29 protein-coding genes and 1 other annotated feature are annotated in these 25,608 nt (G+C 53.0%); of the genes, 10 read left to right on the plus strand and 19 right to left on the minus strand.

Translation table 11 applies throughout. The features are described 5' to 3' along the window. Positions 1 to 17 precede the first annotated feature (17 nt). From btuC to thrS, 9 genes are all read right to left on the minus strand, one after another. Complete coding sequence (btuC, locus tag HV157_RS03755; RefSeq protein ID WP_025204397.1) at positions 18 to 998, minus strand: vitamin B12 ABC transporter permease BtuC; 981 nt, start codon at positions 996 to 998, stop codon at positions 18 to 20. A gap of 103 nt (positions 999 to 1,101) precedes the next feature. Then, positions 1,102 to 1,401 carry an integration host factor subunit alpha gene (ihfA, locus tag HV157_RS03760; protein WP_003857805.1) on the minus strand — a complete coding sequence of 100 codons (300 nt, stop codon included), beginning with the start codon at positions 1,399 to 1,401 and terminating at the stop codon, positions 1,102 to 1,104. A gap of 4 nt (positions 1,402 to 1,405) precedes the next feature. Continuing rightward, the gene (pheT, locus tag HV157_RS03765) at positions 1,406 to 3,793 is read right to left on the minus strand and encodes a phenylalanine--tRNA ligase subunit beta (RefSeq protein ID WP_182268490.1); all 2,388 of its coding nucleotides are present in this window, start codon (positions 3,791 to 3,793) and stop codon (positions 1,406 to 1,408) included. Positions 3,794 to 3,808: 15 nt separating this feature from the next. Then, a complete protein-coding gene (gene pheS, locus HV157_RS03770) occupies positions 3,809 to 4,792 on the minus strand; it encodes a phenylalanine--tRNA ligase subunit alpha (protein ID WP_020884406.1) in 984 nt (327 codons plus the stop codon). Positions 4,793 to 4,854: 62 nt separating this feature from the next. Next, positions 4,855 to 4,979, minus strand: a sequence feature (Phe leader region). Then, positions 4,930 to 4,974, minus strand: a complete 45-nt coding sequence (gene pheM / locus HV157_RS03775; RefSeq protein ID WP_001386830.1) for a pheST operon leader peptide PheM — start codon at positions 4,972 to 4,974, stop codon at positions 4,930 to 4,932. (Overlaps the previous feature by 45 nt.) 118 nt (positions 4,980 to 5,097) lie before the next feature. Next, positions 5,098 to 5,454 carry a 50S ribosomal protein L20 gene (gene rplT / locus HV157_RS03780; protein WP_000124850.1) on the minus strand — a complete coding sequence of 119 codons (357 nt, stop codon included), beginning with the start codon at positions 5,452 to 5,454 and terminating at the stop codon, positions 5,098 to 5,100. Positions 5,455 to 5,504: 50 nt separating this feature from the next. Continuing rightward, entirely contained in the window at positions 5,505 to 5,702 is a 198-nt protein-coding gene (gene rpmI, locus HV157_RS03785) for a 50S ribosomal protein L35 (protein ID WP_003030583.1), read from the minus strand. 97 nt (positions 5,703 to 5,799) lie between these two features. Next, a complete protein-coding gene (gene infC / locus HV157_RS03790) occupies positions 5,800 to 6,342 on the minus strand; it encodes a translation initiation factor IF-3 (RefSeq protein ID WP_023616141.1) in 543 nt (180 codons plus the stop codon). Between the two features lie 3 nt (positions 6,343 to 6,345). After that, entirely contained in the window at positions 6,346 to 8,274 is a 1,929-nt protein-coding gene (thrS, locus tag HV157_RS03795) for a threonine--tRNA ligase (RefSeq protein ID WP_014169692.1), read from the minus strand. 323 nt (positions 8,275 to 8,597) lie between these two features. Between thrS and yncL the strand changes: the two genes are divergently transcribed. Beyond that, entirely contained in the window at positions 8,598 to 8,690 is a 93-nt protein-coding gene (gene yncL, locus HV157_RS03800; protein ID WP_021241082.1) for a stress response membrane protein YncL, read from the plus strand. Positions 8,691 to 8,789: 99 nt separating this feature from the next. Next, positions 8,790 to 8,897 carry a small membrane protein YniD gene (yniD, locus tag HV157_RS03805; protein WP_008500658.1) on the plus strand — a complete coding sequence of 36 codons (108 nt, stop codon included), beginning with the start codon at positions 8,790 to 8,792 and terminating at the stop codon, positions 8,895 to 8,897. A 198-nt stretch (positions 8,898 to 9,095) separates the two neighbouring features. On the opposite strand, the gene HV157_RS03810 is transcribed toward yniD, so the two are convergent. Further along, entirely contained in the window at positions 9,096 to 9,329 is a 234-nt protein-coding gene (locus HV157_RS03810) for a hypothetical protein (protein WP_182268489.1), read from the minus strand. Positions 9,330 to 9,601: 272 nt separating this feature from the next. Continuing rightward, positions 9,602 to 10,360, minus strand: a complete 759-nt coding sequence (locus HV157_RS03815; RefSeq protein WP_025204400.1) for a YdiY family protein — start codon at positions 10,358 to 10,360, stop codon at positions 9,602 to 9,604. Positions 10,361 to 10,655: 295 nt separating this feature from the next. On the opposite strand from HV157_RS03815, the gene pfkB reads away from it, so the two are divergent. The 3 genes from pfkB to HV157_RS03830 all read left to right on the plus strand — a co-directional run bounded on the left by pfkB (position 10,656) and on the right by HV157_RS03830 (position 12,950). Continuing rightward, positions 10,656 to 11,588, plus strand: a complete 933-nt coding sequence (gene pfkB, locus HV157_RS03820) for a 6-phosphofructokinase II (RefSeq protein WP_041162547.1) — start codon at positions 10,656 to 10,658, stop codon at positions 11,586 to 11,588. A 105-nt stretch (positions 11,589 to 11,693) separates the two neighbouring features. Further along, positions 11,694 to 11,984, plus strand: a complete 291-nt coding sequence (gene ghoS, locus HV157_RS03825; RefSeq protein ID WP_014169688.1) for a type V toxin-antitoxin system endoribonuclease antitoxin GhoS — start codon at positions 11,694 to 11,696, stop codon at positions 11,982 to 11,984. Positions 11,985 to 12,089: 105 nt separating this feature from the next. Beyond that, complete coding sequence (locus HV157_RS03830) at positions 12,090 to 12,950, plus strand: fructosamine kinase family protein (RefSeq protein WP_014169687.1); 861 nt, start codon at positions 12,090 to 12,092, stop codon at positions 12,948 to 12,950. A gap of 36 nt (positions 12,951 to 12,986) precedes the next feature. Here the strand turns inward: HV157_RS03830 and HV157_RS03835 are convergent, their stop codons facing one another. Further along, positions 12,987 to 13,523 (minus strand): YniB family protein, encoded by a 537-nt coding sequence (locus tag HV157_RS03835; RefSeq protein WP_138613791.1) that lies wholly within the window; start codon positions 13,521 to 13,523, stop codon positions 12,987 to 12,989. A gap of 148 nt (positions 13,524 to 13,671) precedes the next feature. Between HV157_RS03835 and hxpB the strand changes: the two genes are divergently transcribed. The 4 genes from hxpB to HV157_RS03855 all read left to right on the plus strand — a co-directional run bounded on the left by hxpB (position 13,672) and on the right by HV157_RS03855 (position 17,437). After that, positions 13,672 to 14,343, plus strand: coding sequence for a hexitol phosphatase HxpB (gene hxpB / locus HV157_RS03840; protein WP_040017250.1), 672 nt, complete (start codon positions 13,672 to 13,674; stop codon positions 14,341 to 14,343). Positions 14,344 to 14,472: 129 nt separating this feature from the next. Continuing rightward, complete coding sequence (gene kduD / locus HV157_RS03845) at positions 14,473 to 15,234, plus strand: 2-dehydro-3-deoxy-D-gluconate 5-dehydrogenase KduD (protein ID WP_014169683.1); 762 nt, start codon at positions 14,473 to 14,475, stop codon at positions 15,232 to 15,234. Between the two features lie 93 nt (positions 15,235 to 15,327). After that, positions 15,328 to 15,918 (plus strand): metal-dependent hydrolase, encoded by a 591-nt coding sequence (locus HV157_RS03850; RefSeq protein ID WP_032681210.1) that lies wholly within the window; start codon positions 15,328 to 15,330, stop codon positions 15,916 to 15,918. A 127-nt stretch (positions 15,919 to 16,045) separates the two neighbouring features. After that, entirely contained in the window at positions 16,046 to 17,437 is a 1,392-nt protein-coding gene (locus HV157_RS03855) for an L-cystine transporter (protein ID WP_182268488.1), read from the plus strand. A gap of 47 nt (positions 17,438 to 17,484) precedes the next feature. Here the strand turns inward: HV157_RS03855 and cedA are convergent, their stop codons facing one another. Beyond that, positions 17,485 to 17,724 (minus strand): cell division activator CedA, encoded by a 240-nt coding sequence (gene cedA / locus HV157_RS03860; protein ID WP_233100370.1) that lies wholly within the window; start codon positions 17,722 to 17,724, stop codon positions 17,485 to 17,487. A gap of 202 nt (positions 17,725 to 17,926) precedes the next feature. On the opposite strand from cedA, the gene katE reads away from it, so the two are divergent. Continuing rightward, positions 17,927 to 20,176, plus strand: coding sequence for a catalase HPII (katE, locus tag HV157_RS03865; protein ID WP_020884413.1), 2,250 nt, complete (start codon positions 17,927 to 17,929; stop codon positions 20,174 to 20,176). Positions 20,177 to 20,263: 87 nt separating this feature from the next. Here the strand turns inward: katE and chbG are convergent, their stop codons facing one another. The 6 genes from chbG to chbB form a co-directional block, all read right to left on the minus strand. Then, positions 20,264 to 21,022: a chitin disaccharide deacetylase gene (chbG, locus tag HV157_RS03870; protein WP_059305970.1), complete on the minus strand. Its 759-nt coding sequence runs from the start codon at positions 21,020 to 21,022 to the stop codon at positions 20,264 to 20,266. 11 nt (positions 21,023 to 21,033) lie between these two features. Beyond that, a complete protein-coding gene (locus HV157_RS03875) occupies positions 21,034 to 22,389 on the minus strand; it encodes a 6-phospho-beta-glucosidase (RefSeq protein ID WP_025204406.1) in 1,356 nt (451 codons plus the stop codon). 110 nt (positions 22,390 to 22,499) lie between these two features. Continuing rightward, positions 22,500 to 23,342: a transcriptional regulator ChbR gene (chbR, locus tag HV157_RS03880; RefSeq protein ID WP_127341458.1), complete on the minus strand. Its 843-nt coding sequence runs from the start codon at positions 23,340 to 23,342 to the stop codon at positions 22,500 to 22,502. A gap of 5 nt (positions 23,343 to 23,347) precedes the next feature. Continuing rightward, on the minus strand, positions 23,348 to 23,695 hold the full coding sequence (gene chbA, locus HV157_RS03885; RefSeq protein ID WP_020884417.1) for a PTS N,N'-diacetylchitobiose transporter subunit IIA: 348 nt from the start codon (positions 23,693 to 23,695) through the stop codon (positions 23,348 to 23,350). 47 nt (positions 23,696 to 23,742) lie between these two features. Beyond that, the gene (gene chbC / locus HV157_RS03890; RefSeq protein WP_182268485.1) at positions 23,743 to 25,101 is read right to left on the minus strand and encodes a PTS N,N'-diacetylchitobiose transporter subunit IIC; all 1,359 of its coding nucleotides are present in this window, start codon (positions 25,099 to 25,101) and stop codon (positions 23,743 to 23,745) included. 79 nt (positions 25,102 to 25,180) lie between these two features. Continuing rightward, complete coding sequence (gene chbB / locus HV157_RS03895) at positions 25,181 to 25,498, minus strand: PTS N,N'-diacetylchitobiose transporter subunit IIB (RefSeq protein WP_008500676.1); 318 nt, start codon at positions 25,496 to 25,498, stop codon at positions 25,181 to 25,183. Positions 25,499 to 25,608 lie beyond the last annotated feature (110 nt).

Here is a 25,608-nt window from a genome sequence, read left to right on the forward strand (position 1 = left end):
ATCATACGGGTAGTGATTTAACGTCCGGATTTTAATAGTAGCCAGATAAATACCGGCGCGCCCAGCGTGGCGGTCACCACGCCTATTGGCAGCTCAGCGGCTGTCAGGGCGAGCCGGGCGATGATATCCGCCACCAGCAGCGTTACCGCCCCGGCAACCGCCGAGGCCGGCAGTAAGGTTCGATGGTCGGTGATACCGCACAGACGCAGCATGTGCGGGATCACCAGCCCAATAAAGCCAATCGCCCCGGCTAGTGCCACGCTCACACCAACCAGCCAGCCAATGGCAATGACCAGCACGTTACGCCAGAAGCCTATCGGCATGCCAAGCTGGCGGGCCGAGGTTTCCCCCAGCGCGAGAATATTCAGCGGCTGTGCCTGCAGGCCTGCCCACAGCAAGACCGGTATCAGCAGTGCCATCAGCCAGCCCTGGCGCCAGTCTACGCCCCCGAAGCCGCCCATCATCCAGTACATCAACTGACGCAAGTCAAAGGACGTGGAGAAGTACACCGCCCAGGTCATCAGTGCGCTACAGATGATCCCCAGAGCCACCCCGGCAAGCAGCAGCCGGCTGGTTGATAAGTGCCGTCTGGCAAAGCGCAAAAGGATTACCGTTATCAGCAACGCGCCGATAATGGCGCTGAGGCTAATCCCCCATGAGGAGAGTTCCCCCCCGCCCAACATCACCGCCGCCACCAGCCCTACGCCCGCGCCATTCGATACGCCGAGCAGCCCGGGCTCCGCCAGCGGGTTATCAAATAATGCCTGCATAATGGTGCCGCACAGTGCCAGCGCGGCGCCCACCAGGATCACCGCCAGCGTGCGCGGCAGACGGATTTGCCAGACGAAAAGCTGCCCCTCAGGCTCAAACCAGTGTTCAGGCCCTATCCACTGTTCCCCGGCGCACAGGCTAACGCCTGCGGTAACAATGAGCAGCAGCACGAGCAAAAGCAGGTGTCGTTGATCTAAACGGTGCTGGCGATGGGCATAATCAAGCATGGACATGGTTTTAGTAGCGTGTGATGTAATTGATTTTACGGCGGGTTTGCCAGAGAGCGCAAAGAAAAAAGGCCGCGTGAGCGGCCTTTTTAGTTAGTTCATATTACTCTGCTTTGGGCGTTGCGTTTTCGACACGGCTTTTTAACTTCTGGCCGGGTCTGAAGGTCACCACGCGGCGGGCTGTAATCGGAATATCTTCCCCCGTCTTTGGGTTACGGCCCGGACGTTGGTTTTTGTCACGCAAATCAAAATTGCCAAAACCGGAGAGTTTTACCTGCTCACCATTTTCCAGAGCACGACGGATCTCTTCGAAAAACAGCTCTACCAGCTCTTTGGCATCTCGTTTGCTAAGCCCAAGCTTATCAAACAGATATTCTGACATTTCAGCTTTTGTAAGCGCCATAGGTTCAATCCCTCAATGATGCCTGGAATCGCTCTTTTAATGCCTCTACACATTTGGCGACGGTAGCGGCAATCTCCTCTTCTTCGAGTGTACGGCTGGTATCCTGAAGGATAAGGCTAATAGCGAGGCTCTTGAAACCTTCTGCTACGCCCTTGCCGCGGTACACGTCAAATAAGTTTACGCCAACTACCTGATTTACGCCAACTTTCTTACATTCGGCCAAAATATCTGCTGCGGGCACATTTTCCGCGACCACAACCGCGATATCACGGCGGTTTGCCGGGAAGCGTGAGACGTCGCGGGCCTGAGGAATGACGCGGTCTGCAACCGGGCTCCATTCCAGCTCGAACACGATGGTACGGCCGTTCAGGTCCAGCTTGCGCTCCAGCTCAGGATGAACAACGCCAATGAAACCAATGCGTTTGCCGTCTAAATAGATAGCCGCGCTCTGGCCTGGATGCAGCGCAGGGATCGCTTCTGCACGGAATTCAATTTCAGATAATTTACCGGTCAGATCGAGAATTGCTTCCAGATCTCCCTTCATATCGTAGAAATCAACCGTGCCTTTTGCCAGGTCCCAGTGCTCTTCGTAACGGTTACCGCTGATGGCACCAGCCAGCATGAGATCCTGACGGATGCCTAAATTTGCCTGATTATCCGGTACAAAGCGTAAACCACTTTCGAAAATTCGCACGCGGTTTTGCTGACGATTCTGGTTGTAAACGATAGTCCCCAGCAGACCGGTCCACAGGGACAGGCGCATCGCGGACATTTCGCTGGAGATTGGGCTTGGCAGAATCAGCGCTTCCTGGCCCGGATGGATCATCTGCTGCAGTTTTGGATCAACAAAGCTGTAGGTGATCACTTCCTGATAGCCTTTGTCGTTCAGCATGGTTTTCACACGCTTAAGAGACAAATCTGCTTCACGGTGGCTTCCCATCACCAGACCCGCCTGAACAGGCTCATCCGGGATGTTGTTGTAGCCATATACGCGAGCCACTTCTTCCACCAGATCTTCTTCGATCTCCATGTCGAAACGCCAGGATGGCGCAACGGCTTTCCACTCGTCCTGCCCTTCGGTCACGTCACAACCCAGGCGGCGAAGGATATCGCTGACCTGTGCGTCAGCAACATGGTGACCAATCAGACGATCCAGCTTGCTACGACGCAGGGTAATGGTCGCACGCTTCGGCAACGTCGCTTCGTGGGTGACGTCGATAACCGGGCCCGCTTCACCGCCGCAGATGTCGATCAGCAGACGCGTCGCACGCTCCATCGCTTTGTGCTGCAGCGCCGGATCGACGCCACGCTCATAACGGTGAGAGGCATCGGTATGCAGGCCGTGACGACGTGCGCGACCGGTGATAGAGAGCGGGCTGAAAAACGCACATTCCAGCAGAACGTTTTGCGTTTCATCGTTTACACCGGAGTGTTCGCCACCGAAGATACCGCCCATCGCCAGCGCTTTAACGTGGTCCGCGATCACCAGCGTATCAGCATTCAGTTTTGCTTCGCTGCCGTCGAGCAGAACCAGGGTTTCGCCCTCTTTCGCCATACGCACCACAATACCGCCTTCGATACGATCTTTATCGAACGCGTGCATCGGCTGACCCAGCTCCAGCAGAACATAGTTGGTCACGTCAACGACGGCGTCGATAGAACGAATACCACAGCGACGCAGCTTCTCTTTCATCCACAGCGGGGTTGGCGCTTTTACGTTGATGCCTTTCACCACACGACCAAGGTAGCGTGGGCACGCCTCAGCGGCTTCAACCTGAATCGGCAGTGTGTCACTGATGGTAGCGTCAACCGGTACGATTTCCGGTACGTTCAGTTCAGTCTGGTTCAGCACGGCCACATCGCGGGCCACGCCGATAATGCCTAAGCAGTCCGCACGGTTTGGCGTCACGCTGATTTCAATGGTGTTGTCATCAAGTTTCAGGTATTCGCGGATGTCGATACCAATAGGCGCATCAAGCGGCAGCTCAATGATGCCATTGTGATCGTCGGAAATACCCAGCTCAGAGAACGAACACAACATGCCTTCAGACGGCTCACCGCGCAGTTTCGCTGCTTTAATTTTAAAATCGCCCGGCAGTACAGCCCCCACGGTCGCCACGGCCACTTTCAGGCCCTGACGGCAGTTTGGCGCGCCGCAGACGATATCCAGCAGGCGATCGCCGCCTACGTTAATTTTTGTCACACGCAGCTTGTCAGCGTTAGGGTGCTGACCGCACTCAACCACTTCGCCCACAACGACGCCATTGAAAGCGCCAGAAACCGGCTCAACACCGTCAACTTCCAGACCCGCCATGGTGATCTGGTTGGAAAGCGCTTCGCTATCAAGCGTGGTGTTCACCCATTCGCGTAACCACAGTTCACTGAATTTCATTGTTCTGTCCTGCCCTTATTTAAACTGTTTGAGGAAACGCAGATCGTTTTCGAAGAATGCACGCAAATCGGTCACGCCATAGCGCAGCATTGTCAGACGCTCCATGCCCATACCGAACGCAAAGCCGGAGTAGACTTCTGGATCGATACCCACGTTGCGCAGAACGTTTGGATGCACCATGCCGCAGCCCAGCACTTCCAGCCATTTGCCGTTTTTACCCATCACGTCAACTTCCGCAGACGGTTCAGTGAACGGGAAGTAGGACGGACGGAAACGAACCTGCAGGTCTTCCTCAAAGAAGTTGTTCAGGAAATCGTGCAGCGTACCTTTCAGGTTGGTAAAGCTGATGTTCTTATCAACAATCAGGCCTTCCATCTGATGGAACATCGGGGTATGGGTCTGATCGTAGTCGTTACGGTACACGCGGCCCGGTGCGATAATGCGGATCGGGGGTTCCTGTTCCTTCATGGTACGGATCTGAACGCCCGAGGTCTGAGTACGCAGCAGACGGGTGGCGTCGAACCAGAAAGTGTCGTGGTCAGCACGTGCCGGATGATGGCCTGGAATGTTGAGGGCGTCGAAGTTGTGGTAATCATCTTCGATTTCCGGGCCAGTCGCCACGGTAAAGCCGAGCTCACCGAAGAAACTTTCAATGCGATCAATGGTGCGGGTAACCGGATGCAGGCCACCGTTTTCAATACGGCGACCCGGCAGGGAGACATCGATAGTCTCTGCCGCCAGACGCGCATTCAGCACCGCGCTTTCCAGCTCAGCTTTGCGCGCGTTCAGTGCCTGTTGCACCTGCTCTTTGGCTTCGTTAATGACCGCACCCGCTGCCGGGCGTTCCTCTGGCGGCAGTTCACGCAGGGTTGTCATTTGAAGGGTCAAATGCCCTTTCTTACCGAGATATTCGACGCGGACATTGTCTAACGCGGCAACATCTGAGGCCTGATTAATGGCGGCTGTTGCACTGGCAACCAGCTCTGCGAGATGTGACATGATTTTCCTCATTATGTCGGTGCAGACACCGATTTGGTGGAGTTATTCTCTCGAATTTAGACACAAAAAAAGCCTCCATCAGGAGGCTTATCTGGCGCTGTTTTTCGTTTCATCTTTCACGCGCTAGCCTCCTGAATTCAGGTGCTAAAGTAAAAGAAGAAGCGGAAAATAGCAGCATTCATGCTTGCGTTACCTTGTGTGGTAAAAAACCGTTAAGACCTTATTGAAAAGGTTGCACGGGTAAAAGTCAATCTTCTGATGGTGTTAAATGAAAAGAGGGAGCGAAGCCCCCTCTTTCAACTGGCTTATGCCAGTGCTGCTTTCGCTTTTTCGACCAGAGCGGTGAACGCTACTTTGTCGAATACTGCGATGTCAGCCAGGATCTTACGGTCGATTTCAACAGAGGCTTTTTTCAGGCCGTTGATGAATTTGCTGTAAGAAATACCGTTCTGACGTGCTGCTGCGTTGATACGCGCAATCCACAGTTGACGGAACTGACGCTTACGTTGACGACGGTCACGGTAAGCGTACTGACCTGCTTTGATAACAGCCTGGAAGGCAACGCGGTATACGCGTGAACGCGCACCGTAGTAGCCTTTAGCTTGTTTCAAAATTTTCTTGTGACGTGCACGTGCAATTACACCACGTTTTACGCGAGCCATATGTGCTCTCCTGTATCTATATTCTTAGTAAAAAATTAAACGTTAACGGCTTATGCGTACGGCAGGCACGCGATAACCAGACCCAGATCGCCTTTAGAAACAAGGCCTTTTGGACGCAGGTGACGTTTACGCTTAGTAGATTTTTTGGTCAGAATATGACGCAGGTTTGCGTGCTTACGCTTAAATCCACCACCACCGGTTTTTTTGAAGCGCTTAGCAGCACCGCGTACGGTCTTAATTTTTGGCATCTTAATTACTTCCACTTCGCATTGTTAAATAAACGAAACATAGGCGAACAAAACCTATGAGACCCGAAGGCTCCACAGGTTTTGCTGCTTGAAGGCCTTACTGTTTCTTCTTAGGAGCGAGCACCATGATCATCTGGCGGCCTTCGATCTTCGTAGGGAAGGATTCGACTACTGCCAGTTCACTCAGATCGTCACGGACGCGGTTAAGCACTTCCATACCAATCTGTTGGTGGGCCATCTCACGACCGCGGAAACGCAGTGTGATCTTGGCCTTATCGCCATCTTCCAGAAAGCGAATCAGGCTGCGGAGTTTTACCTGATAATCGCCATCGTCGGTACCAGGACGGAATTTAATTTCCTTAACCTGGATAACTTTTTGCTTTTTCTTCTGTTCCTTAGAAGACTTACTCTTTTCATAAAGGAACTTGCCGTAGTCCATGATACGACAAACTGGCGGTTCGGCGTTAGGGCTGATTTCAACTAAATCTACTCCAGCTTCTTCAGCCTTTTCGATCGCTTCTCTCAGACTCACAATCCCCAGCTGCTCGCCTTCCAGACCTGTTAAGCGAACTTCCTGGGCGCGAATCTCGCCATTGATACGATTCGGACGTGCCGTTTGAACTCGTTTTCCGCCTTTAATACCTTATTCCTCCAGTTGTTGAAGACTGCGGCTGCGAATCTCTTGTTGCAGCTTCTCAATCACTTCACTTACGTCCAGGCTCCCCAGGTCTTTACCACGGCGGGTGCGAACGGCAACTTTGCCTGCTTCCACCTCTTTATCACCACAGACCAACATATACGGGACACGACGTAAAGTGTGCTCGCGGATTTTAAAGCCAATCTTCTCATTTCTCAAGTCTGCTTTTACGCGAATGCCCGCATTTTGTAGTTTCTGCGTCAATTCTTTAACGTATTCAGCCTGAGAATCGGTAATGTTCATCACCACGACCTGCACTGGCGCAAGCCAGGTTGGGAAGAAGCCGGCAAACTCTTCAGTCAGGATGCCGATGAAGCGCTCCAGAGAACCGAGGATTGCACGGTGAATCATAACCGGTACCTGACGTTCGTTATCTTCGCCAACATAAGAGGCGCTTAAACGCTGCGGCAGGGAGAAGTCCAGCTGTACAGTACCGCACTGCCATGCGCGATCGAGGCAGTCATACAGGGTAAATTCAATTTTCGGACCGTAGAATGCGCCCTCGCCCAGCTGGTATTCAAACGGAATGCCGTTCTCTTCCAGCGCCACGGCGAGATCCGCTTCTGCGCGATCCCAGGTCTCATCGCTACCGATACGTTTTTCCGGACGCGTTGAGAGTTTGACGACGATCTTCTCGAAGCCAAAGGTGCTGTACATATCGTAGACCATACGAATACAGGCGTTAACTTCATCACGAACCTGATCTTCAGTACAGAAGATATGCGCATCATCCTGAGTAAAGCCACGAACACGCATCAGACCGTGCAGTGCACCTGATGGCTCGTTACGGTGGCAGCTACCGAACTCTGCCATACGCAGCGGCAGATCGCGGTAGGATTTCAGACCCTGGTTGAAGATCTGAACGTGGCCAGGGCAGTTCATTGGCTTAATGCAGTATTCACGGTTCTCAGAAGAGGTGGTGAACATTGCATCTTTGTAGTTGTCCCAGTGGCCGGTTTTTTCCCACAGCACACGGTCCATCATGAACGGGCCTTTCACTTCCTGATACTGGTACTCTTTCAGCTTAGAGCGTACGAACGTTTCCAGCTCACGGAAGATAGTCCAGCCGTCATTGTGCCAGAACACCATACCCGGCGCTTCTTCCTGCATGTGGTACAGATCAAGCTGCTTACCGATTTTACGATGGTCACGTTTAGCCGCCTCTTCCAGGCGCTGCAGGTAGGCGTTAAGGGCTTTTTTATCGGCCCACGCGGTACCATAGATACGCTGCAACATCTTGTTGTTGCTATCGCCACGCCAGTAGGCGCCCGCGATTTTCATCAGCTTAAAGTGATGACAGAAGCGCATGTTCGGCACGTGCGGACCACGGCACATGTCGACGTATTCTTCGTGATGGTACAAGCCAGGCTTGTCATCATGAGAGATGTTTTCATCAAGAATAGAGACTTTATAGCTCTCGCCACGCTTCACGAAGGTTTCACGCGCTTCGTGCCAGCTGACTTTCTTCTTAATGACGTCATAGTTAGTTTCGGCGAGCTCGTGCATACGTTTTTCGAGCGCGTCGATATCTTCCTGAGTCAGGGTATGGTCAAGATCAACGTCATAGTAGAAACCGTTGTCGATAACCGGGCCGATCGCCATTTTGGTGTTCGGCCACAGCTGTTTGATCGCATGACCTAACAGGTGCGCGCAGGAGTGACGAATGATCTCCAGACCTTCTTCGTCTTTCGCTGTGATGATAGACAGCTGCGCATCGCTTTCAATCAGGTCAGATGCATCAACCAGCTCACCATTAACACGGCCAGCGATGGTTGCTTTCGCGAGTCCAGGACCAATGTCCAGGGCAACATCCATTGGGCTTACAGCGTGGTCGTAATGGCGTTGGCTGCCATCAGGAAGAGTAATTACAGGCATTTTATATCCTTATTTGCAGTGATGCCCCACACATAAGAGCATATACAAAGAAAATAATCGTGATTTGACAATAGATTACGACACCATCTGACCAACAATCGTCAAATTGGCTCGCGATCATTCACTCGCCGAAAATCAGATAAATGCGGATTTACGGCAAGCCCTGCAATGGTAACACTAACAAAAGAGAGATTGCACCCTTTGCGGGCAGATTGCTGCGCTGGCACTTTCGCATGAATTTGCAGGGCGCATATCTCCGGTGCTCGCATTCCAGAGATGCTGGGCTACTCTTGAACAAGTCTTTAAACCCAAAGGTGCATACCATGAACGTATCAAGTAGAACGGTTGTGATATTGAACATCCTTTCAGCCACCGGTTTATTGTTGATTCTTGCAGAACGATTCCACTGGTTCTAACCGAACCGGAAGCAGGCATAACCTGATTCACCACTGGAGAAGGGGCATTTCCCCGCCCTGTTTGGTAGACTGTTCGCATCAACTTACAAGGATCAGGTTATGCCAACAAAACGATTTGCCGTAAAACACTGGAAAATGGTACTGGTGCTGATTGCCATCTGCGGCGCGATGCTGCTTCTGCGTTGGGCGGCAATGATTTGGGGCTGAACGTGAATATAAATAACTGCGCAGGGAATAACATCGTTATCCGTAATACCCTTTTGCGGGTATTCACCGCCAGGACGAAATACGGACGATAGGTTTACGTCAAATAGGTTTACCGCGAAAAAACCGGTACCACAAAATCCGGTTTTTTTGGCGCGTTGAATTAGCGTTTAAACGTCAATAACAACTCGGCAAAACCCATCAGGACCATTCACCTGCAACCAGTTTATGGACGTCAAAAGCATCATTCATAGACTGACCGGTGGACTGAGAGGCTGGCGCGATGTTAGACCCGGCTTCAACGTCAGCGGCTTTCGCAATGCCGATTTGGCTGTGGGTGTCAGTGGCTGTCGGGGTGGTTTCATCAGCAGCAAATACGCCAAAAGACAGTGCGGAAAGCACCATCGCTGCTGCGGCAGTTTTGATTTTTTTCATAATGTTTTTTCTCTTTCTACATTTAATACTAATAATGCTAAATACCTTAAGGCCGAATTCTGCCCGTGCTAAGAGTGTAGATCCAGATCACACTTTTGCCTAGCCTGTTACGTTATCAATTCGTGTCAAATAAGCCGCAAATTAATGAAAGCGCATTATGAAGAAATTATGGAGATATCAGCAGACCAGATATTTCAAAACAGTGTTTAATATAAAACAGCACAGTTTCAAAAAATAAAAAACGGGCCGATAGCGTAATCGGCCCGAGAATATTACATTTTATAACCCAGTGAAACCGTGGTTCTGCGGTCGGTATGATCCGGAGCAGAATCAGGAGGAGAAGAGTTCCAGGTGACGTTGTAGGCCACTTTCAGGCCAAAGTGTTCGTTGATGGCCACGTTCAGCGCTGTTTCTGAGTTCAGCGTCGTATCGTCGGCACCAAACACAGAAACCCCCTGGGTAAATTTGGTGTTGTCAGTCATCTGCCAAGCATAGGTGCCAGAAGCGTAACCGAGCGGTTGAGTTTTGGTTTCGCCGTCGGTGTACTCGTCGTAGCGCACGCCTGGACCGAATTCAAAACGTAAACTGTGTACCGGTCCGTTCAGGAACTGACGACCGTAACCGGCAGTGAACACATCACGCTGGCGATAGCCGTTGTAACGGTCAGTTAACCAGCTGGCCTGACCAAACAGGTAGTCAAAGTCGGTCATGTTGTAACGGCTACGTCCGCCAACCGCATATTTCTCGGAAGAGCGTTCGTCATTCGCAGAGGTGTTACTGGCATTTCCCCACAGAGACCAGGCGGTGGTATTACCGTACCAGGTCAGCGTACTGTCCGCCGTGAGAGAGGAGCTTTTCGTGTTACCGGATTGTGCAAGATAGCCAGCGTTCAGGTTACCTTCAAACGGTTTTTGCGCGGTGGCTGGATCGTCCATGACAGTAAAAACGGAATCATCTGCGGTCGCGTTCATTGCAGCAAACACGCCACCCGCCAGCATCAGTGCAGCGGGTACTGTCTTCAAAAGCTTCATTTTATTAAGGAGTCCGTACAACAAAAAAAGAGACCACACGGTCCCGGAAACTTTCTTGAGGATCAATGACAAGGCGTCCAGAGAAAGGTAACAAATTATAAAAAGCCGCAAATAACATAGCAATGATTTCTTATTTCATTTTTTGAATAAGAACGATCTCAAAAAGCGTTTTATTTTATATAAGCCGCAGCAGATTTTATGTCAGTATTCATATTTAAAATCATACTGTTATTTACATTGCCTTCCTGACAAATGGTGCCAGACTAAAAGGAACCCACGCTAAAAGGAGGTAATGATGGTTTCTATCTACACCCTGACGCTCTCCCCTTCCCTCGACTCCGCCACCCTGACGCCCCAGATTTACCCGGAAGGTAAATTGCGCTGCAGCGCCCCGGTGTTTGAGCCCGGCGGCGGCGGTATCAATGTGGCGCGAGCCATAACGCACCTGGGTGGAAAGGCGACAGCAATTTTCCCCGCAGGCGGCGCGACCGGTGAGCACCTGGTCTCTCTGCTGGCCGATGAACAGGTGGCCTCGCAGACCGTCGAGTCCAAAGACTGGACGCGGCAAAACCTGCATGTGCACGTGGAGTCCAGCGGCGAGCAATACCGTTTCGTCATGCCGGGTGCAAAACTCAGTGAAGATGAGTTTCGTCAGCTTGAAGAGAAGGTGCTGGCCATTGAGAGCGGTGCTCTGCTGGTGATAAGCGGCAGCCTGCCGCCCGGTGTCAGCACGGAAAAACTGACGGCGCTGATTCGGGCCGCGCAGCAACGCGGTATCCGCTGCATTGTCGACAGCAGCGGCGAGGCGCTGCAGGCAGCCCTGACGCCGGGCAATCTTGAGCTGGTTAAACCCAATCAGAAAGAGTTAAGCGCGCTGGTGAACCGCGAGCTGAACCAGCCGGACGATGTCCTCACCGCCGCGCAGGAATTGGTTCACAGCGGCAAAGCGCGACGGGTCGTGGTCTCCCTTGGCCCGCAGGGTGCCCTGGCCGTGGACGAAACGGGGTCCGTTCAGGTTGTCCCGCCGCCGATGAAAAGCCAGAGTACCGTGGGCGCAGGTGATAGCATGGTTGGAGCGATGACCCTGAAACTGGCCCAGGGTGCTTCATTACTGGAGATGACACGCTACGGCGTCGCAGCGGGTAGCGCTGCCACCATCAACCAGGGCACACGTCTCTGTTCGCTTAGCGACACGCAAAAAATCGTCGATTACCTGTCCCGACATTAATCCTCCTTTTCCCCTTCTCTGTGAAGGGGAAATACGCGGCATAGTCGCCAAACGCAGCCTATCGACTATGCTAAGAAAACTTCCAAGATAACAATGAGGTGAATTATGAGCAGTGGTGACATCACCCGCTACGTCGTTACCATCAACATTCATCAAGCGTCGCTGACCGAGCTTAATGAGCTCAACAACGCCTTTACCCGAGCCAATTTCCTGCTCACACTCACGGATGACGAGGGCAATATCCATGATTTAGGCACCCTGACGTTTGGCCTGATCAGCGCCCTGAGTAAAGAAGAGGTTCACGCTCTGGCGGCCAGTCTGGTCGAAAGCGTGACCGACAAAGCGGCAGAAATTGATCTTGATACCTGGGAAAGCTGGCAGAAAAAAGAACAATAAGTGCCCTGCATGAATTTAAACCGCTCAGGTGTGCGTTAGTTCGTATTTTTTTACCGCAATTATGCGCTAACTTTATGATCTGGCAGACAACATGGGAGAGACAACATGTGGCAGGCTATCAGTCATCTTTTAAGTGAGCAACTGGGTGAAGGTGAAATTGAACTGCGGAACGAACTGCCAGGCGGAGAAATCCACGCCGCATGGCACTTACGCTACGCCGGGCGCGATCTCTTTGTTAAATGCGATGAGCGAGAGCTGCTTCCGATTTTCACCGCCGAAGCCGACCAGCTGGAACTGTTGTCGCGCAGTAAAACGGTGACGGTCCCGCAGGTCTGGGCCGTGGGCAGCGACCGCGACTACAGTTTTCTGGTCATGGAATTTCTTCCTGCCCGCCCGTTAGACGCCCATAACGCCTTCATTCTCGGCCAACAGTTAGCGCGACTGCATCAATGGAGCGACCAGCCGCAGTTTGGTCTCGATTTTGACAACGACCTCTCCACCACTCCACAACCTAATGCCTGGCAACGACGCTGGTCGACATTCTTTGCTGAGCAACGCATTGGCTGGCAGCTGGAACTGGCTGCGGAGAAAGGTCTGGAGTTTGGCAATATCGATGCCATCGTCGAACACATTCAGCAGCGTCTGGCATCCCACCAGCCTCAGCCGTCTCTGCTGCACGGTGATTTGTGGTCAGATAACTGCGCGCTGGGTCCTGACGGCCCCTATATCTTCGACCCGGCCTGTTACTGGGGCGACAGGGAGTGTGACCTGGCGATGCTGCCACTGCACCCTGAGCAACCGCCGCAAATTTACGACGGGTACCAGTCCGTGCTGCCTCTGCCGCAGGGTTTTCTTGAGCGCCAGCCGGTGTATCAGCTCTACACACTGATGAACCGCGCCATTCTGTTTGGCGGAGAGCATCTGGTCAATGCCCAGAGGGCACTTGAACGTGTGCTTGCCGCGTAATGGCGGGACGGGTGGCTATATCGCCACCCTTATCGGTTACAGGAATCCCAACAGCGAAAAGAAGAAGTAACCCGCCACGATGATAATGACTGGCAGGATATACAGCGGGAAAATTTGCAGGAAAATGGTGTGACGCGGCACAACAATGCGGGACTCAATCTGCTCGCGGCTCATCCCTTCCGGGCCTTTCGCCTGTTCGAGAATCATCTGGTCTTCCACACCTTCGCGTAAAAAACGCGTCTGACGGCTCATGCGTGCGCCAGAGGCCTGCAACGCCATACCAATAAAGATCAGCGCGTAGATCACCCAAAACCCGAGATTCAACTGCTGATGAAAATTCGGCGTCGGCGAATTGAACCAAAAGATATTCAGAAACGGCGTGTTAAAACGCATCATTTCAATCATGACATGAGCAAAATCAAGCATTACCGCATTAATACCTGGCTGTTTTTCACTGTGATCGTACATAAATTTAAGCACAGAGATCAGCGTCGAAATGACGGCTGGAATAAAAATTACCCAGCCAGCAATACGTTTTAAGACAGCAATGCGTCCAGCTTGTTGATACGTCATCAGTTCCCCTTCATAAAGACGCGTTATTTCTGCCTAAGTCTACCTGCTGACCATCATTTTCGCCCGCTCTTTAAAGGCAATATGCTAAATTGCAGAGTGCACTTAGCATTTATCGTCTGTCGTACACCCTGGATAAGGAGACGTTGTGATGTCGACACCGCGCCAGATTCTTGCCGCAATTTTTGACATGGATGGATTACTGATCGATTCCGAACCGTTGTGGGATCGAGCCGAACTGGACGTTATCGCCAGCCTGGGCGTTGATATCAGCCGCCGTAGTGAACTTCCGGATACGCTTGGTCTGCGCATCGATATGGTGGTGGACCTGTGGTATGCCCAGCAGCCGTGGGTGGGACCCGATCGCGACGAAGTGACCGCGCGCATTATCAGCCGCGCCATCTCACTGGTGGAAGAGAGCAAGCCCCTGCTGCCCGGCGTGCGTGAAGCCGTCGCGCTGTGTAAAGCGCAGGGGTTGAAAGTTGGCCTGGCGTCAGCTTCACCGCTGCATATGCTGGAAAAAGTACTGACCATGTTTGAGCTGCGCGACAGCTTCGACGCGCTGGCCTCAGCGGAAACGTTGCCATACAGCAAGCCGCACCCGCAGGTCTATCTCGACTGCGCCGCTAAACTCGGTCTTGATCCTCTCTGCTGCGTCGCGCTGGAAGATTCCGTTAACGGAATGGTGGCCTCGAAGGCCGCGCGCATGCGCTCGATTGTTGTTCCCGCGGAGGAAGGCCGACACGATCCCCGTTTTGCCCTTGCCGACGTGAAGCTGAACTCACTGGTTGAGCTGACGGCGCAGCACCTGCGCGGCGAGTAACCCCCCCTTTCAGGCAGCGTCAGGCTGCCTGCTTTAAAAACAAAACATCGTTTCATTTTGTTTGCTTTTCTTATCCCCCGCTTCTATCCTTAGCGTCAGAATGACAATAACCTTACTTCTGAGGCGCGTATGATACTGGATAACTTCACTCTGTCAGGAAAAGTGGCCATCGTCACCGGATGCGATACCGGTCTGGGACAAGCCATGGCCATTGCGCTGGCGCAGGCGGGATGCGACATCGTGGGTGTTAACCGCAAAGCGCCGGAGGAAACGGCTGCCTGCATTAGCGCACTCGGAAGGCGGTTCAGGGCGATTCGGGCCGACCTCAGTCAGCAGGAGAGTCTTCAGAACGTTGTTGACAGCGCGGTTGCTGAGATGGGGCGAGTCGATATTCTGGTGAACAATGCCGGGACCATACGCCGTGAAGATGCTCTCGCGTTCAGCGAAAAGGACTGGGACGACGTCATCAACCTGAATCTGAAATCGCTTTTTTTCCTCTCCCAGGCCGTGGCTAAACAGTTTATTGCGCAGGGCCAGGGCGGGAAAATCATTAATATCGCCTCGATGCTCTCATTCCAGGGCGGCATCCGCGTGCCCTCTTACACCGCGTCCAAAAGCGGCGTGTTGGGGATCACGCGTCTGCTGGCCAATGAATGGGCGACACACGGCATCAATGTTAATGCCATCGCGCCGGGCTATATGGCGACCAACAACACTCAGCAACTGCGAGATGATCAGCAGCGCAGCCAGGAGATCCTCGACCGGATACCTGCCGGGCGCTGGGGAGTTCCGGAAGACCTGCAGGGACCGGTGGTCTTTTTAGCCTCCGCCGCCTCGGATTACGTGAACGGTCATACGTTAGCCGTCGACGGGGGCTGGCTGGCGCGCTAGGCGCGTTTGTGACATACAGTTACACCGTCACCTCTTTCGTCTACTGTATAAAAACCCTATACTGTATGAATTGACAGTTTTGTGGGTTTTATCATGACGGCGGAAGGCCATCTGCTTTTTTCCATTGCGTGCGCAGTTTTTGCCAAAAACGCTGAACTTACCCCTGTGCTCGCACAGGGGGACTGGTGGCATATTGTCCCGTCCGCCGTGCTGACCTGTCTGCTGCCCGATATCGACCATCCAAAGTCATTCCTGGGACAGCGGCTAAAGTGGATATCAAAACCCATCGCCCGCGCGTTTGGTCACCGTGGGTTTACCCACAGCCTGCTGGCCGTATTCGGCCTGCTCACCCTTTTCTATTTAAAAGTCCCTGATAGCTGGATAGTGCCCGCCGATGCTATCCAGGGAATGGTGCTGGGTTATTTAAGCCATATCCTTGCCGATATGCTGACGCCTGCGGGCGTGCCGCTGCTCTGGCCATGCCGCTGGCGTTTCCGTTTGCCCATTCTTGCGCCGCAGAAAGGTAATCAGCTTGAGCGTGTGTTGTGTATGGCGCTCTTTGCCTACGCCGTCTGGATGCCGCAAACCTTGCCCGAAAACAGTGCAGTGCGCTGGTCATCCCAGATGATCAATTCGCTGCAATTTCAGTTCAATCGTTTCATTAATCACCAGATTGAACATTAAGCACACAAATTATTTCCATTTGTCATAACCCATTCCATTTGGATATAAGCGCCACATCACACTTCTGATAACCTTGCGCCAACAGGATCGGTAAAAACCGACCGTATAATAAATCAGGAGAACGGGGATGAATTTTCCACTCATCGCGAACATTGTAGTGTTCGTTGTATTGCTATTGCTTCTCGCGCAGGCGCGCCACAAACAGTGGAGCCTCGCGAAGAAAGTGCTGGTTGGTCTGGCCATGGGTGTCGTGTTTGGTCTGGCGTTGCAGGCTATTTACGGCTCCGATAATCCAGTTCTGAAAGATTCTATTCAGTGGTTCAACATCGTCGGTAACGGCTATGTCCAGCTGCTGCAGATGATCGTTATGCCGCTGGTGTTTGCCTCTATTCTGAGCGCCGTTGCCCGTCTGCATAACGCCACCCAGTTGGGTAAAATCAGCTTCCTGACCATCGGTACGCTGCTGTTTACCACGCTGATTGCAGCTCTGGTCGGTGTGCTGGTCACCAACCTGTTCGGGCTGACCGCTGAAGGTCTGGTCCAGGGTACGGCTGAAACGGCGCGTCTTACCGCGATTCAGACCAACTACGTGGGTAAAGTCGCTGACCTGACGGTGCCACAGATGGTGCTCTCTTTCGTGCCGAAGAACCCGTTTGCTGACCTGACCGGTGCCAGCCCAACCTCCATTATCAGCGTGGTGATCTTTGCGGCCTTCCTCGGTGTGGCGGCGCTGAAGCTGCTGAAAGACGACGCGCCGAAAGGCGAGCGCGTGCTGGTGGCTATCGATACCCTGCAAAGCTGGGTAATGAAGCTGGTCCGTCTGGTGATGCAGTTGACCCCTTACGGTGTTCTGGCGCTGATGACCAAAGTGGTTGCCGGCTCTAACCTGCAGGACATCATTAAGCTGGGTAGCTTCGTCGTCGCCTCTTATCTGGGTCTGGGCATTATGTTCGTGGTGCACGGTATCCTGCTGGGCGTCAATGGCGTTAGCCCGCTGAAATACTTCCGTAAAGTGTGGCCGGTACTGACCTTTGCGTTCACCAGCCGTTCCAGCGCCGCGTCTATTCCGCTGAACGTTGAAGCGCAGACCCGTCGTCTGGGCGTACCGGAATCTATTGCCAGCTTCTCTGCCTCCTTTGGTGCCACCATTGGTCAGAACGGTTGCGCAGGTCTCTACCCTGCAATGCTGGCGGTAATGGTTGCTCCGACCGTGGGTATTAACCCACTGGATCCCGTTTGGATTGCCACGCTGGTCGGGATTGTCACCATCAGCTCCGCAGGCGTTGCGGGTGTTGGCGGTGGCGCAACCTTCGCCGCGCTGATTGTCCTGCCGGCCCTGGGTCTGCCGGTGACGCTAGTTGCCCTGCTGATCTCCGTTGAGCCGCTGATCGATATGGGTCGTACTGCGCTGAACGTGAGCGGTTCCATGACCGCCGGTACGTTGACCAGCCAGTGGCTGAAGCAGACCGATAAAACCCTTCTGGAAAGTGAAGACGACGCTGAACTGGCGCACCGTTAATCACGGATGAATAAAAAAAACCGCCTGATGGCGGTTTTTTTTGGCTGTTACTCTTCAATCTCTTCATCCTGGCGGACCTGGTTCGCCCATCGCTGGGCCGACTCCGGCCCCGAAAACGCGGGCGAACGGCGGAAGTGTTCTCCCACCAGAACAAACGCTACGTATTTACCGCGCAGTTGCCAGACATCACGAAAACCATCCACCTTCAGGGCGTGTTCGGGCGGCGCGGGTTCGACGCGAGGCACGTAGCTAATGACAGGGCGGTTTTGTTGACGAAAAGGTTTCATAAGCGACGGGTTCACTAAAGCACATTCTGGAAGCAGGAAAATTCTATGATAGCCGATCCTCCCCCCACGCGTCGCGCCCTGCATCGCGCTGATAGCGCATTCCTTAACCAGGTCATCTGAAAACTCTTAGTTCGCCCGCCCTTTCGCCACATTGTTCTATAGTTAACAAGGTTTTTAGCAATGGATAAAGGAGAAGCGTGCAATGTCGAACAAAGATAAAACACATCAATCACCCATTCATGGCACTGAAGAATCTCAACCAGGCATGGACTCTCTGGCCCCAGCGGACGGCTCTCACCGCCCGTCCCCCGGCCCTTCCGCACCTGGCGAACAGCCTACCGCGCCGGGAAGTATGAAATCTCCGGATACCGGAAACGAGAAGCTGAAATCCCTTGAGTCCCACCGTAAAGGCGGCGAAGGTTTTGCACTTACCACCAACCAGGGCGTGCGCATTGCTGACGATCAAAACTCGCTGCGTGCGGGAACGCGCGGACCAACCCTGCTGGAAGACTTTATTCTGCGGGAAAAAATCACCCATTTTGACCATGAACGTATACCTGAGCGCATCGTTCACGCGCGTGGCTCCGCGGCACACGGCTACTTCCAGCCCTACAAAAGCCTCAAAGAGATAACCAAAGCGGATTTCCTTTCCGATCCGGACAAAATCACACCGGTCTTTGTCCGCTTTTCAACCGTACAGGGCGGCGCGGGTTCGGCAGATACCGTGCGTGATATCCGCGGCTTCGCCACCAAATTTTATACCGAAGAGGGTATTTTCGATCTCGTCGGCAATAACACCCCGGTGTTCTTCATTCAGGATGCGCATAAATTTCCTGACTTTGTCCATGCGGTAAAACCGGAGCCCCACTGGGCCATACCGCAGGGACAAAGTGCGCATGACACCTTCTGGGATTATGTCTCACTGCAGCCAGAAACGTTACACAACGTGATGTGGGCGATGTCAGACCGGGGCATTCCGCGCAGCTACCGCACGATGGAAGGGTTTGGTATTCATACCTTCAGGATGATCAACGCGGACGGGAAAGCCACATTCGTACGCTTCCACTGGAAGCCTGTGGCGGGCAAAGCCTCGCTGGTGTGGGATGAAGCCCAGAAGCTGACCGGGCGCGATCCGGACTTCCACCGTCGTGAGCTGTGGGAGTCGATTGAAGCCGGTGACTTCCCGGAATATGAACTGGGGTTACAGCTGATCCCGGAAGAGGATGAGTTTAACTTCGATTTCGACCTTCTTGACCCGACTAAGCTGATCCCAGAGGAGCTGGTGCCGGTTCAGCTGGTGGGTAAAATGGTGCTCAACCGTAACCCGGACAATTTCTTTGCCGAAAATGAGCAGGTCGCGTTCCACCCGGGGCATATTGTTCCGGGGCTGGATTTCACGAACGATCCCCTCCTGCAGGGGCGGTTGTTCTCCTATACCGATACGCAGATCAGTCGCCTTGGCGGGCCCAACTTCCACGAAATTCCGATTAACCGTCCAACCTGCCCGTACCACAATTTCCAGCGCGACGGGATGCATCGCCAGGATATCGATACCAATCCGGCTAACTATGAGCCGAACTCCATCAACGATAACTGGCCGCGCGAAACGCCGCCGGGACCGAAACGCGGTGGTTTTGAGTCGTACCAGGAGCGCATCGATGGCAATAAAATCCGCGAGCGTAGCCCGTCATTCGGCGAGTATTATGCCCAACCTCGCCTGTTCTGGAACAGCCAGACGCCGATCGAGCAACAGCACATTATCGGCGGCTTTAGCTTTGAACTGAGCAAAGTGGTGCGGACTTACATCCGCGAGCGCGTGGTCGATCAGCTCGCCCATATCGATATTCAGCTTGCCCAGAGCGTGGCGGATAACCTTGGCATTACGCTGACGGATGAGCAACGCAATGCGGCCCCACCGAAAGACGTTAACGGCCTCAAGAAAGATCCGTCCCTGAGTCTGTATGCGGTGCCGGGTGGCTCGATAAAAGGCCGGGTAGTGGCCATTCTGCTGAATGACAAAACCCGTGCCAGCGACGTGCTGGGGATTATGCAGGCGCTGAAAACCAAAGGCGTTCACGCCAAACTGCTCTATTCCCGCATGGGGGAAGTGACCGCCGACGACGGTTCAGTGCTGCCGGTTGCGGCCACCTTTGCCGGAGCACCATCGCTCACCGTTGATGCGGTGATTGTGCCGTGCGGCGACATCGACAGTCTGCTGAACAATGGCGATGCGATTTATTATCTGCTGGAAGCCTATAAGCACCTGAAGCCGATCGCCCTTTCCGGCGATGCGCGACAGTTTAAAGCGCACCTGAAGGTGGCTGAGCAAGGCGAAGATGGCATTGTCGAAGGCGATAACGTCGATGATGCGTTTATGACGAAGCTGTTCGATCTGCTCGCAGCGCACCGTGTGTGGTCACGCAGCAGTAAGATTGATCGTATACCGGCATAAAAGAAAAGCCGGGTCTGGCTTTGCCCGACCCGGCGCTGATTGACATCGTTTACTCAGCCCGGCAGGCACCGCGCCTCCGGGCTATTTTCATACATCCTCAAAGGTGCCCAGACGGTACCCACGCTCGGCAATGGCGTATTTCAGCGATGCCGACGTCAGCACATCCAGTTCCGCCAGTCGCGGCCAGCAGTAGGCACTTTTACGCACAATGTTATCGACAAATGCAGGGTGTGCCATCACTTCCAGCGACCGTTCCCCGCGCGTGGCGGACTCATCCAGCACCTGCAGAAACAGCGCTTCGCTAATCTCGTCGCCGTAGAACGCGCTACTGAACCCGTCCGTTGTGGGCACAGAAGACAATGACAGCCCGTGCAGCGCCTGCACCTCACGATCCACGCGCATTGCCACGCCTTTGCGCTGTGCAAATTCCGCCACTGACGGGAAAAGTGCCGGGATCATATGCACGTGATGATGGCTGTCAATATGCGTGGGTTCACGGCCAAAGAGATCGACGAAACGGTTGAACTGACAGTCCAGCTCGCGGGTAATCTCCTCGAGCGGCAGCGTGCCCTGCTCTGCCTGCTCCCAAATCCATTTGCCCAGCTGTCCGTCCCGCGTCAGTCCTGGCATCGGTGAAAGCGGCATCCCGAGCGTCAATACAAAGTGCATGCCGACGCCCAGCGCTGGCACCTCGCGGCTGAGCTGCGCGGCGTGTTCAACCGCGTCACCATTAACCAGTGCTGTTGTTGAGGTCACCACACCCCGGCGGCAGGCTTCAATAATGCCGTAGTTTTGACCTTTTGAGAGACCAAAATCATCAGCATTGACGATCAGCAGGTTTTCCATCACACATCCTCTCAGTGCTGTTTGAATTTCAGCTTCTCAATCGTGGCGGCAAAATTAGGCAACCATTTTTCATGCGCCAGAATCATTTCGCTGGCCAGTTGCTCGGCATCGCGATCGGAATGGACCAGCGGGCTGAGATTGAGTGCCAGAAGAACGTCATTGAGTTCACCGCTCAGCGCCGCATTGCTGGCTGCCACTTCAAACCCTTTGATGGTGTGGATCAACCCCATCACTTTGTCGTCAAAGTGGGTAATCCGTGGATGCGGCCTGGCGCCATCACGTCCCAGAATGCAGGTCATCTCAACGGCCCAGTCAGCCGGGATGTTGTCGATATGGCCGTGATGCGGCACATTGACGTAGTGCTCGGCCTGCTTGTCGTTGTAAATGGCGTTGATCACTTCACACGCCGCATCGGAATAATACGCTCCGCCGCGCAGCTCAAGCTCTTTCGGTTTCACGTTCAGGTTCGGATCTTTATACAAATCAAACAGCTGCTTTTCAACTTTCTGCACCACCTGAGCGCGTGCGCCACCCTTATAGTACTCACCCATCTCGATGGCCAGCATCTCTTTCTGTTTGAAGTAGTAAAGCAGATATGAGCAAGGCAGCAGATTAAGCGAGCGGATCAGCCCTTCGCTGAACGGCAGGTCAAAGATGTTTTTCACTGACGCAGCGGTCAGGCGTCCGGAGGCTACGCCGTCAAGCAGTTCGCTAAAGCGAGACTGACCATTCACGATGACATCTTTGATAAACACCATGTGGTTCAGGCCAAAGAGATCGATAGAAAGATCGTCGGTATCGGTCAACTCCAGCACATCGCTGATGAACATCTTCATGCCAATCGGAATATTACAGACGCCGATAAAGCGTTTGAAACCGGTGTGGCGATAGACCGCCTCGGTCACCATCCCGGCCGGGTTGGTGAAGTTAATCACCCACGCGTTGGGGCAGATCGCTTCCACATCGTTGATGATGTCAAAAATGACCGGAATGGTACGCAGCCCCTTGAACAGGCCGCCCGCACCGTTGGTCTCCTGCCCCAGATAGCCGTGGCTCAGTGGAATACGTTCATCCATTTCACGCGCTTTGAGCTGGCCGACGCGCAGCTGGGTCGTCACGAAGTCGGCATCCTGCAGCGCCAGGCGACGGTCGAGGGTTTTATGCACGGTCAATGGCACACCGGCTTTCGCGACCATCCGCTTGCAGAGCTCAAAAATGATATTCAGTTTCTCCTGACCTTCCTCAACGTCCACCAGCCATAATTCGCTGACCGGTAATTCATGATAACGTTTCAGGAAACCTTCGAGTAATTCCGGGGTATAACTGCTGCCGCCGCCAATGGTTACGACTTTTAATTTCTTCTGCATAATATCTCCCTTAGCATATCAGGTTAATCGCCTGCAAGGTGTAGCGTACTCTTCCCGCTCTGTGGGCAAGCAATCAAGGCAATATTTGTGGCGGGTAAATCCGCCGAAATTTAATTAATTACCGTCAGGTTCTTCCGGTAACTGTTCGGTGTGAACGAAGTCAATTTCTTAAAGGTCTTAATAAACAAGCTGGGGCTACTGTAGCCTGACTCATAAGCAATATCGGTAACCGAGTAGTTGGTTATTTCCAGCTGTTTTTTAGCAAAATTAATGCGGATTTCATTAATAATTTGCACTGGGGTTTTACGATAATAACGCTGAGTTGCTCGGGTCAGATATTCCTGTGATTTACCGGATAAAGCGACCATATTTTCCAGCGCATTTTCGCTGAATTGCCCTTTATCGTGCATCAGTTCAACCGTACTGCGCAGCCACTGCGGAATATCATCGCTTACCTGCTGCTCTTCACGATGATGGCGCAGACGGTTCATCACATAAAACGTCACCGTTTCAATAAACTCATCAAATTCATTCTCGCGAAAGTTAAGCGAGGCGATAACCGTTTCAATCCAGGTCATGAATTCGTTTTTGATGCGATAAACCTGCGAGGCCACAAAGCAGAACGGCACCAGCGGCAGATAGTGTTTCTCAAAGAAGCGTCTGCTGACACCTACGTTAAGAATGCGGGTTGCACCAAATTCATAAAAGCTCTGGTGATGGGACCCCATCGGCAGGAAGACGAAATCTCCCCGCTCAAGCAGGACGCGCTTGCCGTTGATTTCCTGGTAGTAGCGACCGGTCAGAACAATCGTGAACTCATAGTAGTCATGCTGATGCAGACCGCTCGCGCTCTCCGTCTTGTTGTAAATAATCACGTGAAAATTTTTGCCATTAAACAGTTGCTGTTCAAGTGCGGTTTTTATTTCCATCGCGCTGACCTCCTGCTGCAAAATCTGCCTTACTGCATCTTCTCGTGAAGCTCAATTAACTCGGCCACCAGTTCACGTGCCAGCATCGACGTCATCAGATGATCCTGCGCATGCACCAGCACCAGACTGACCTTCATCTTGCCTTCACCCTGGTCGCTTTCGATAAGCTTTGTCTGCACCAGGTGCGCTTCGTTCAGCGCCGTACGGGACTGTTCCATCATGGTTTTCGCGGCTGCGAAATCACCCTGCTTGGCCTGCTTGAGCGCGGCATACGCCAGGCTACGCGCCTGCCCGGAATTGATAATAAGCCCCATCACCACCTCTTCCAGATCGTTCTCTGCGGTTTCTTCTGCGACAATACTGTCCAAATCTAACATTTTTAAGCTCCTTTTGGCTGGCGCGGGTTGCCCCGCGCCGTGCAATTTTAGAATTTCAGTGCGAGGGCGATATCCTCTTCGCTCTCTTCTTCATCGATAACGGTTGCAGCTTTGTTTGCTATCGCCACGAATGGCATATAGAGCAGTGTTGCAATCCCGAGGTTGAATATCGCCAGCAGGAAGGCAGTCACGCTACCGTTGGTGTTGAAGAACGCCCCCAGACCCGCCGGCATGGTCCACGGCGCAATGTTGGTGACGGGCGGGATAATGCCCAGGTAATAGGCCGTCAGGGTAATGGCCGCCAGCAGCGGCTGAACCAGAATGAACGGAATGAACATTACCGGGTTCATGATGATTGGCAGACCAAACAGAATCGGCTCGTTAATCTGGAAGATGCCTGACGGCAGTGCCAGCTTCGCAACCTGACGATGGTCAGCGCGACGAGAAACAATAAAGACCGCGATGATCAGACCCAGCGTCGCCCCGGTACCCCCCAGGAAGATATAAGAGTCGAGCATCGGCTTCGCCCACACATGGAAGGTTTTACCGGCTGCCAGCGCCGCGTCAACGGAGCCGTACTGCTGGTAAAGTGCAACGTTTTCCAGTGCCCATGGGGTCATAATACCGCTGTCCAGCGCCGCCAGTGCCAGTGAACCATGCACGCCAAAGAACCACAGCAGGGAGGTGAAAATCACATACGCCCAACCGACCACGCTACCCATTGACGCCAGCGGCGTTGAGATAGAGTCCATAATGATCTGGTGGAAGTTAGTGCCGCAATGAGAGAGCGCCCAGGCGATAATCCCCATGATGGAGAGAATAATGAAGCCTGGAATCAACGCGGAAAATGAACGAGAAACGGACGCCGGCACGCTATCCGGTAAACGGATAACCCAGTTGCGACGAATAATAAAGGTGAACATCTCCGCAACCACCAGACCGATTACGATACCGGAGATGATATTAGCGCCTCCCAGCCAGTTGGCCCCTACGGCATAGGCCTCACCGACGCTGTATGGCGTCACGGTCATAAAGGCGGCAATGGATAATAAACCTGCGGCCAGCGGATCCACTTTCCGTTCTTCCGCCAGTGCCATGCCAATAAAGAAAGGAGCCATCAGCGACATAATACCTAACGTACCGTTATATACGTTGCCGCCGATGGCTTTTAAACCATTAAGGGTTTCAATTGTGGAAGCGTCTAATCGAATTCCTAATGAATAAAAAAAGGAACCTTCACCAAAGCTCAGAAAAACGTTGTTAATTAAAACGAACATTGCCCCAGCCAGCGTCAACGGCATTAATCTAATAAAACCGTTTTTGATGGCATTAACGTGAGGCTGCTTTCCTATTTTAACAGCAAAAGGAAGGAGTACCTTTTCAAGTGAAGCGATGACTTTACTCATAGGAAAATACCCTTAAATGCCGCAACGCGGGTTACGGCGTATTGTGTGTGAAATAACTCTTTGACGGGAAAAATAAAAATTAATTAGCAGCTTTTTTAATTGCTGCAACAGCAGCTTTCAATACACCTAAACCATCAATCTTGCCGTACAATCCCGAATCGATCACTTCGACCGGTTTATTGGGTAACAGACGTTGAATTTCGGGCAACATATAGGCAATTTGCGGCCCCAGTAAAACGACGTCGGCTGTCTGGCCCTTTTCGCCCGCCAGCGTCTCCGGAAACGCTTCGATTACCACCGGGACTTCATACTTCTCAGCCTGAGCACGCATCTTTGACACCAGAAGCGAGGTTGACATGCCTGCTGAGCAGAACAGATAGATATGTTTCTTTTCCATAGTAACTTCCCTCTCGTATGACTACCTGCCATCGCGCTATCACTCGACTCGCTATCCTGGCAGACAGGTAGTTTGCTTACTGTTGTTTGTCGTTGGAGTGAGTATACGCA

The sequence above is a fragment of the Enterobacter sp. RHBSTW-00318 genome (assembly GCF_014101375.1).
GTDB lineage: Bacteria > Pseudomonadota > Gammaproteobacteria > Enterobacterales > Enterobacteriaceae > Enterobacter > Enterobacter ludwigii.

Excerpts from the sequence above, each read along its gene's own strand:
- btuC (WP_025204397.1), bottom strand. The coding sequence starts at position 998 with ATGCTTGATTATGCCCATCGCCAGCACCGTTTAGATCAACGACACCTG.
- ihfA (WP_003857805.1), bottom strand. The coding sequence starts at position 1,401 with ATGGCGCTTACAAAAGCTGAAATGTCAGAATATCTGTTTGATAAGCTT.
- pheT (WP_182268490.1), bottom strand. The coding sequence starts at position 3,793 with ATGAAATTCAGTGAACTGTGGTTACGCGAATGGGTGAACACCACGCTT.
- pheS (WP_020884406.1), bottom strand. The coding sequence starts at position 4,792 with ATGTCACATCTCGCAGAGCTGGTTGCCAGTGCAACAGCCGCCATTAAT.
- rplT (WP_000124850.1), bottom strand. The coding sequence starts at position 5,454 with ATGGCTCGCGTAAAACGTGGTGTAATTGCACGTGCACGTCACAAGAAA.
- rpmI (WP_003030583.1), bottom strand. The coding sequence starts at position 5,702 with ATGCCAAAAATTAAGACCGTACGCGGTGCTGCTAAGCGCTTCAAAAAA.
- thrS (WP_014169692.1), bottom strand. The coding sequence starts at position 8,274 with ATGCCTGTAATTACTCTTCCTGATGGCAGCCAACGCCATTACGACCAC.
- yncL (WP_021241082.1), top strand. The coding sequence starts at position 8,598 with ATGAACGTATCAAGTAGAACGGTTGTGATATTGAACATCCTTTCAGCC.
- yniD (WP_008500658.1), top strand. The coding sequence starts at position 8,790 with ATGCCAACAAAACGATTTGCCGTAAAACACTGGAAAATGGTACTGGTG.
- HV157_RS03810 (WP_182268489.1), bottom strand. The coding sequence starts at position 9,329 with ATGAAAAAAATCAAAACTGCCGCAGCAGCGATGGTGCTTTCCGCACTG.
- HV157_RS03815 (WP_025204400.1), bottom strand. The coding sequence starts at position 10,360 with ATGAAGCTTTTGAAGACAGTACCCGCTGCACTGATGCTGGCGGGTGGC.
- pfkB (WP_041162547.1), top strand. The coding sequence starts at position 10,656 with ATGGTTTCTATCTACACCCTGACGCTCTCCCCTTCCCTCGACTCCGCC.
- ghoS (WP_014169688.1), top strand. The coding sequence starts at position 11,694 with ATGAGCAGTGGTGACATCACCCGCTACGTCGTTACCATCAACATTCAT.
- HV157_RS03830 (WP_014169687.1), top strand. The coding sequence starts at position 12,090 with ATGTGGCAGGCTATCAGTCATCTTTTAAGTGAGCAACTGGGTGAAGGT.
- HV157_RS03835 (WP_138613791.1), bottom strand. The coding sequence starts at position 13,523 with ATGACGTATCAACAAGCTGGACGCATTGCTGTCTTAAAACGTATTGCT.
- hxpB (WP_040017250.1), top strand. The coding sequence starts at position 13,672 with ATGTCGACACCGCGCCAGATTCTTGCCGCAATTTTTGACATGGATGGA.
- kduD (WP_014169683.1), top strand. The coding sequence starts at position 14,473 with ATGATACTGGATAACTTCACTCTGTCAGGAAAAGTGGCCATCGTCACC.
- HV157_RS03850 (WP_032681210.1), top strand. The coding sequence starts at position 15,328 with ATGACGGCGGAAGGCCATCTGCTTTTTTCCATTGCGTGCGCAGTTTTT.
- HV157_RS03855 (WP_182268488.1), top strand. The coding sequence starts at position 16,046 with ATGAATTTTCCACTCATCGCGAACATTGTAGTGTTCGTTGTATTGCTA.
- cedA (WP_233100370.1), bottom strand. The coding sequence starts at position 17,724 with ATGAAACCTTTTCGTCAACAAAACCGCCCTGTCATTAGCTACGTGCCT.
- katE (WP_020884413.1), top strand. The coding sequence starts at position 17,927 with ATGTCGAACAAAGATAAAACACATCAATCACCCATTCATGGCACTGAA.
- chbG (WP_059305970.1), bottom strand. The coding sequence starts at position 21,022 with ATGGAAAACCTGCTGATCGTCAATGCTGATGATTTTGGTCTCTCAAAA.
- HV157_RS03875 (WP_025204406.1), bottom strand. The coding sequence starts at position 22,389 with ATGCAGAAGAAATTAAAAGTCGTAACCATTGGCGGCGGCAGCAGTTAT.
- chbA (WP_020884417.1), bottom strand. The coding sequence starts at position 23,695 with ATGTTAGATTTGGACAGTATTGTCGCAGAAGAAACCGCAGAGAACGAT.
- chbC (WP_182268485.1), bottom strand. The coding sequence starts at position 25,101 with ATGAGTAAAGTCATCGCTTCACTTGAAAAGGTACTCCTTCCTTTTGCT.
- chbB (WP_008500676.1), bottom strand. The coding sequence starts at position 25,498 with ATGGAAAAGAAACATATCTATCTGTTCTGCTCAGCAGGCATGTCAACC.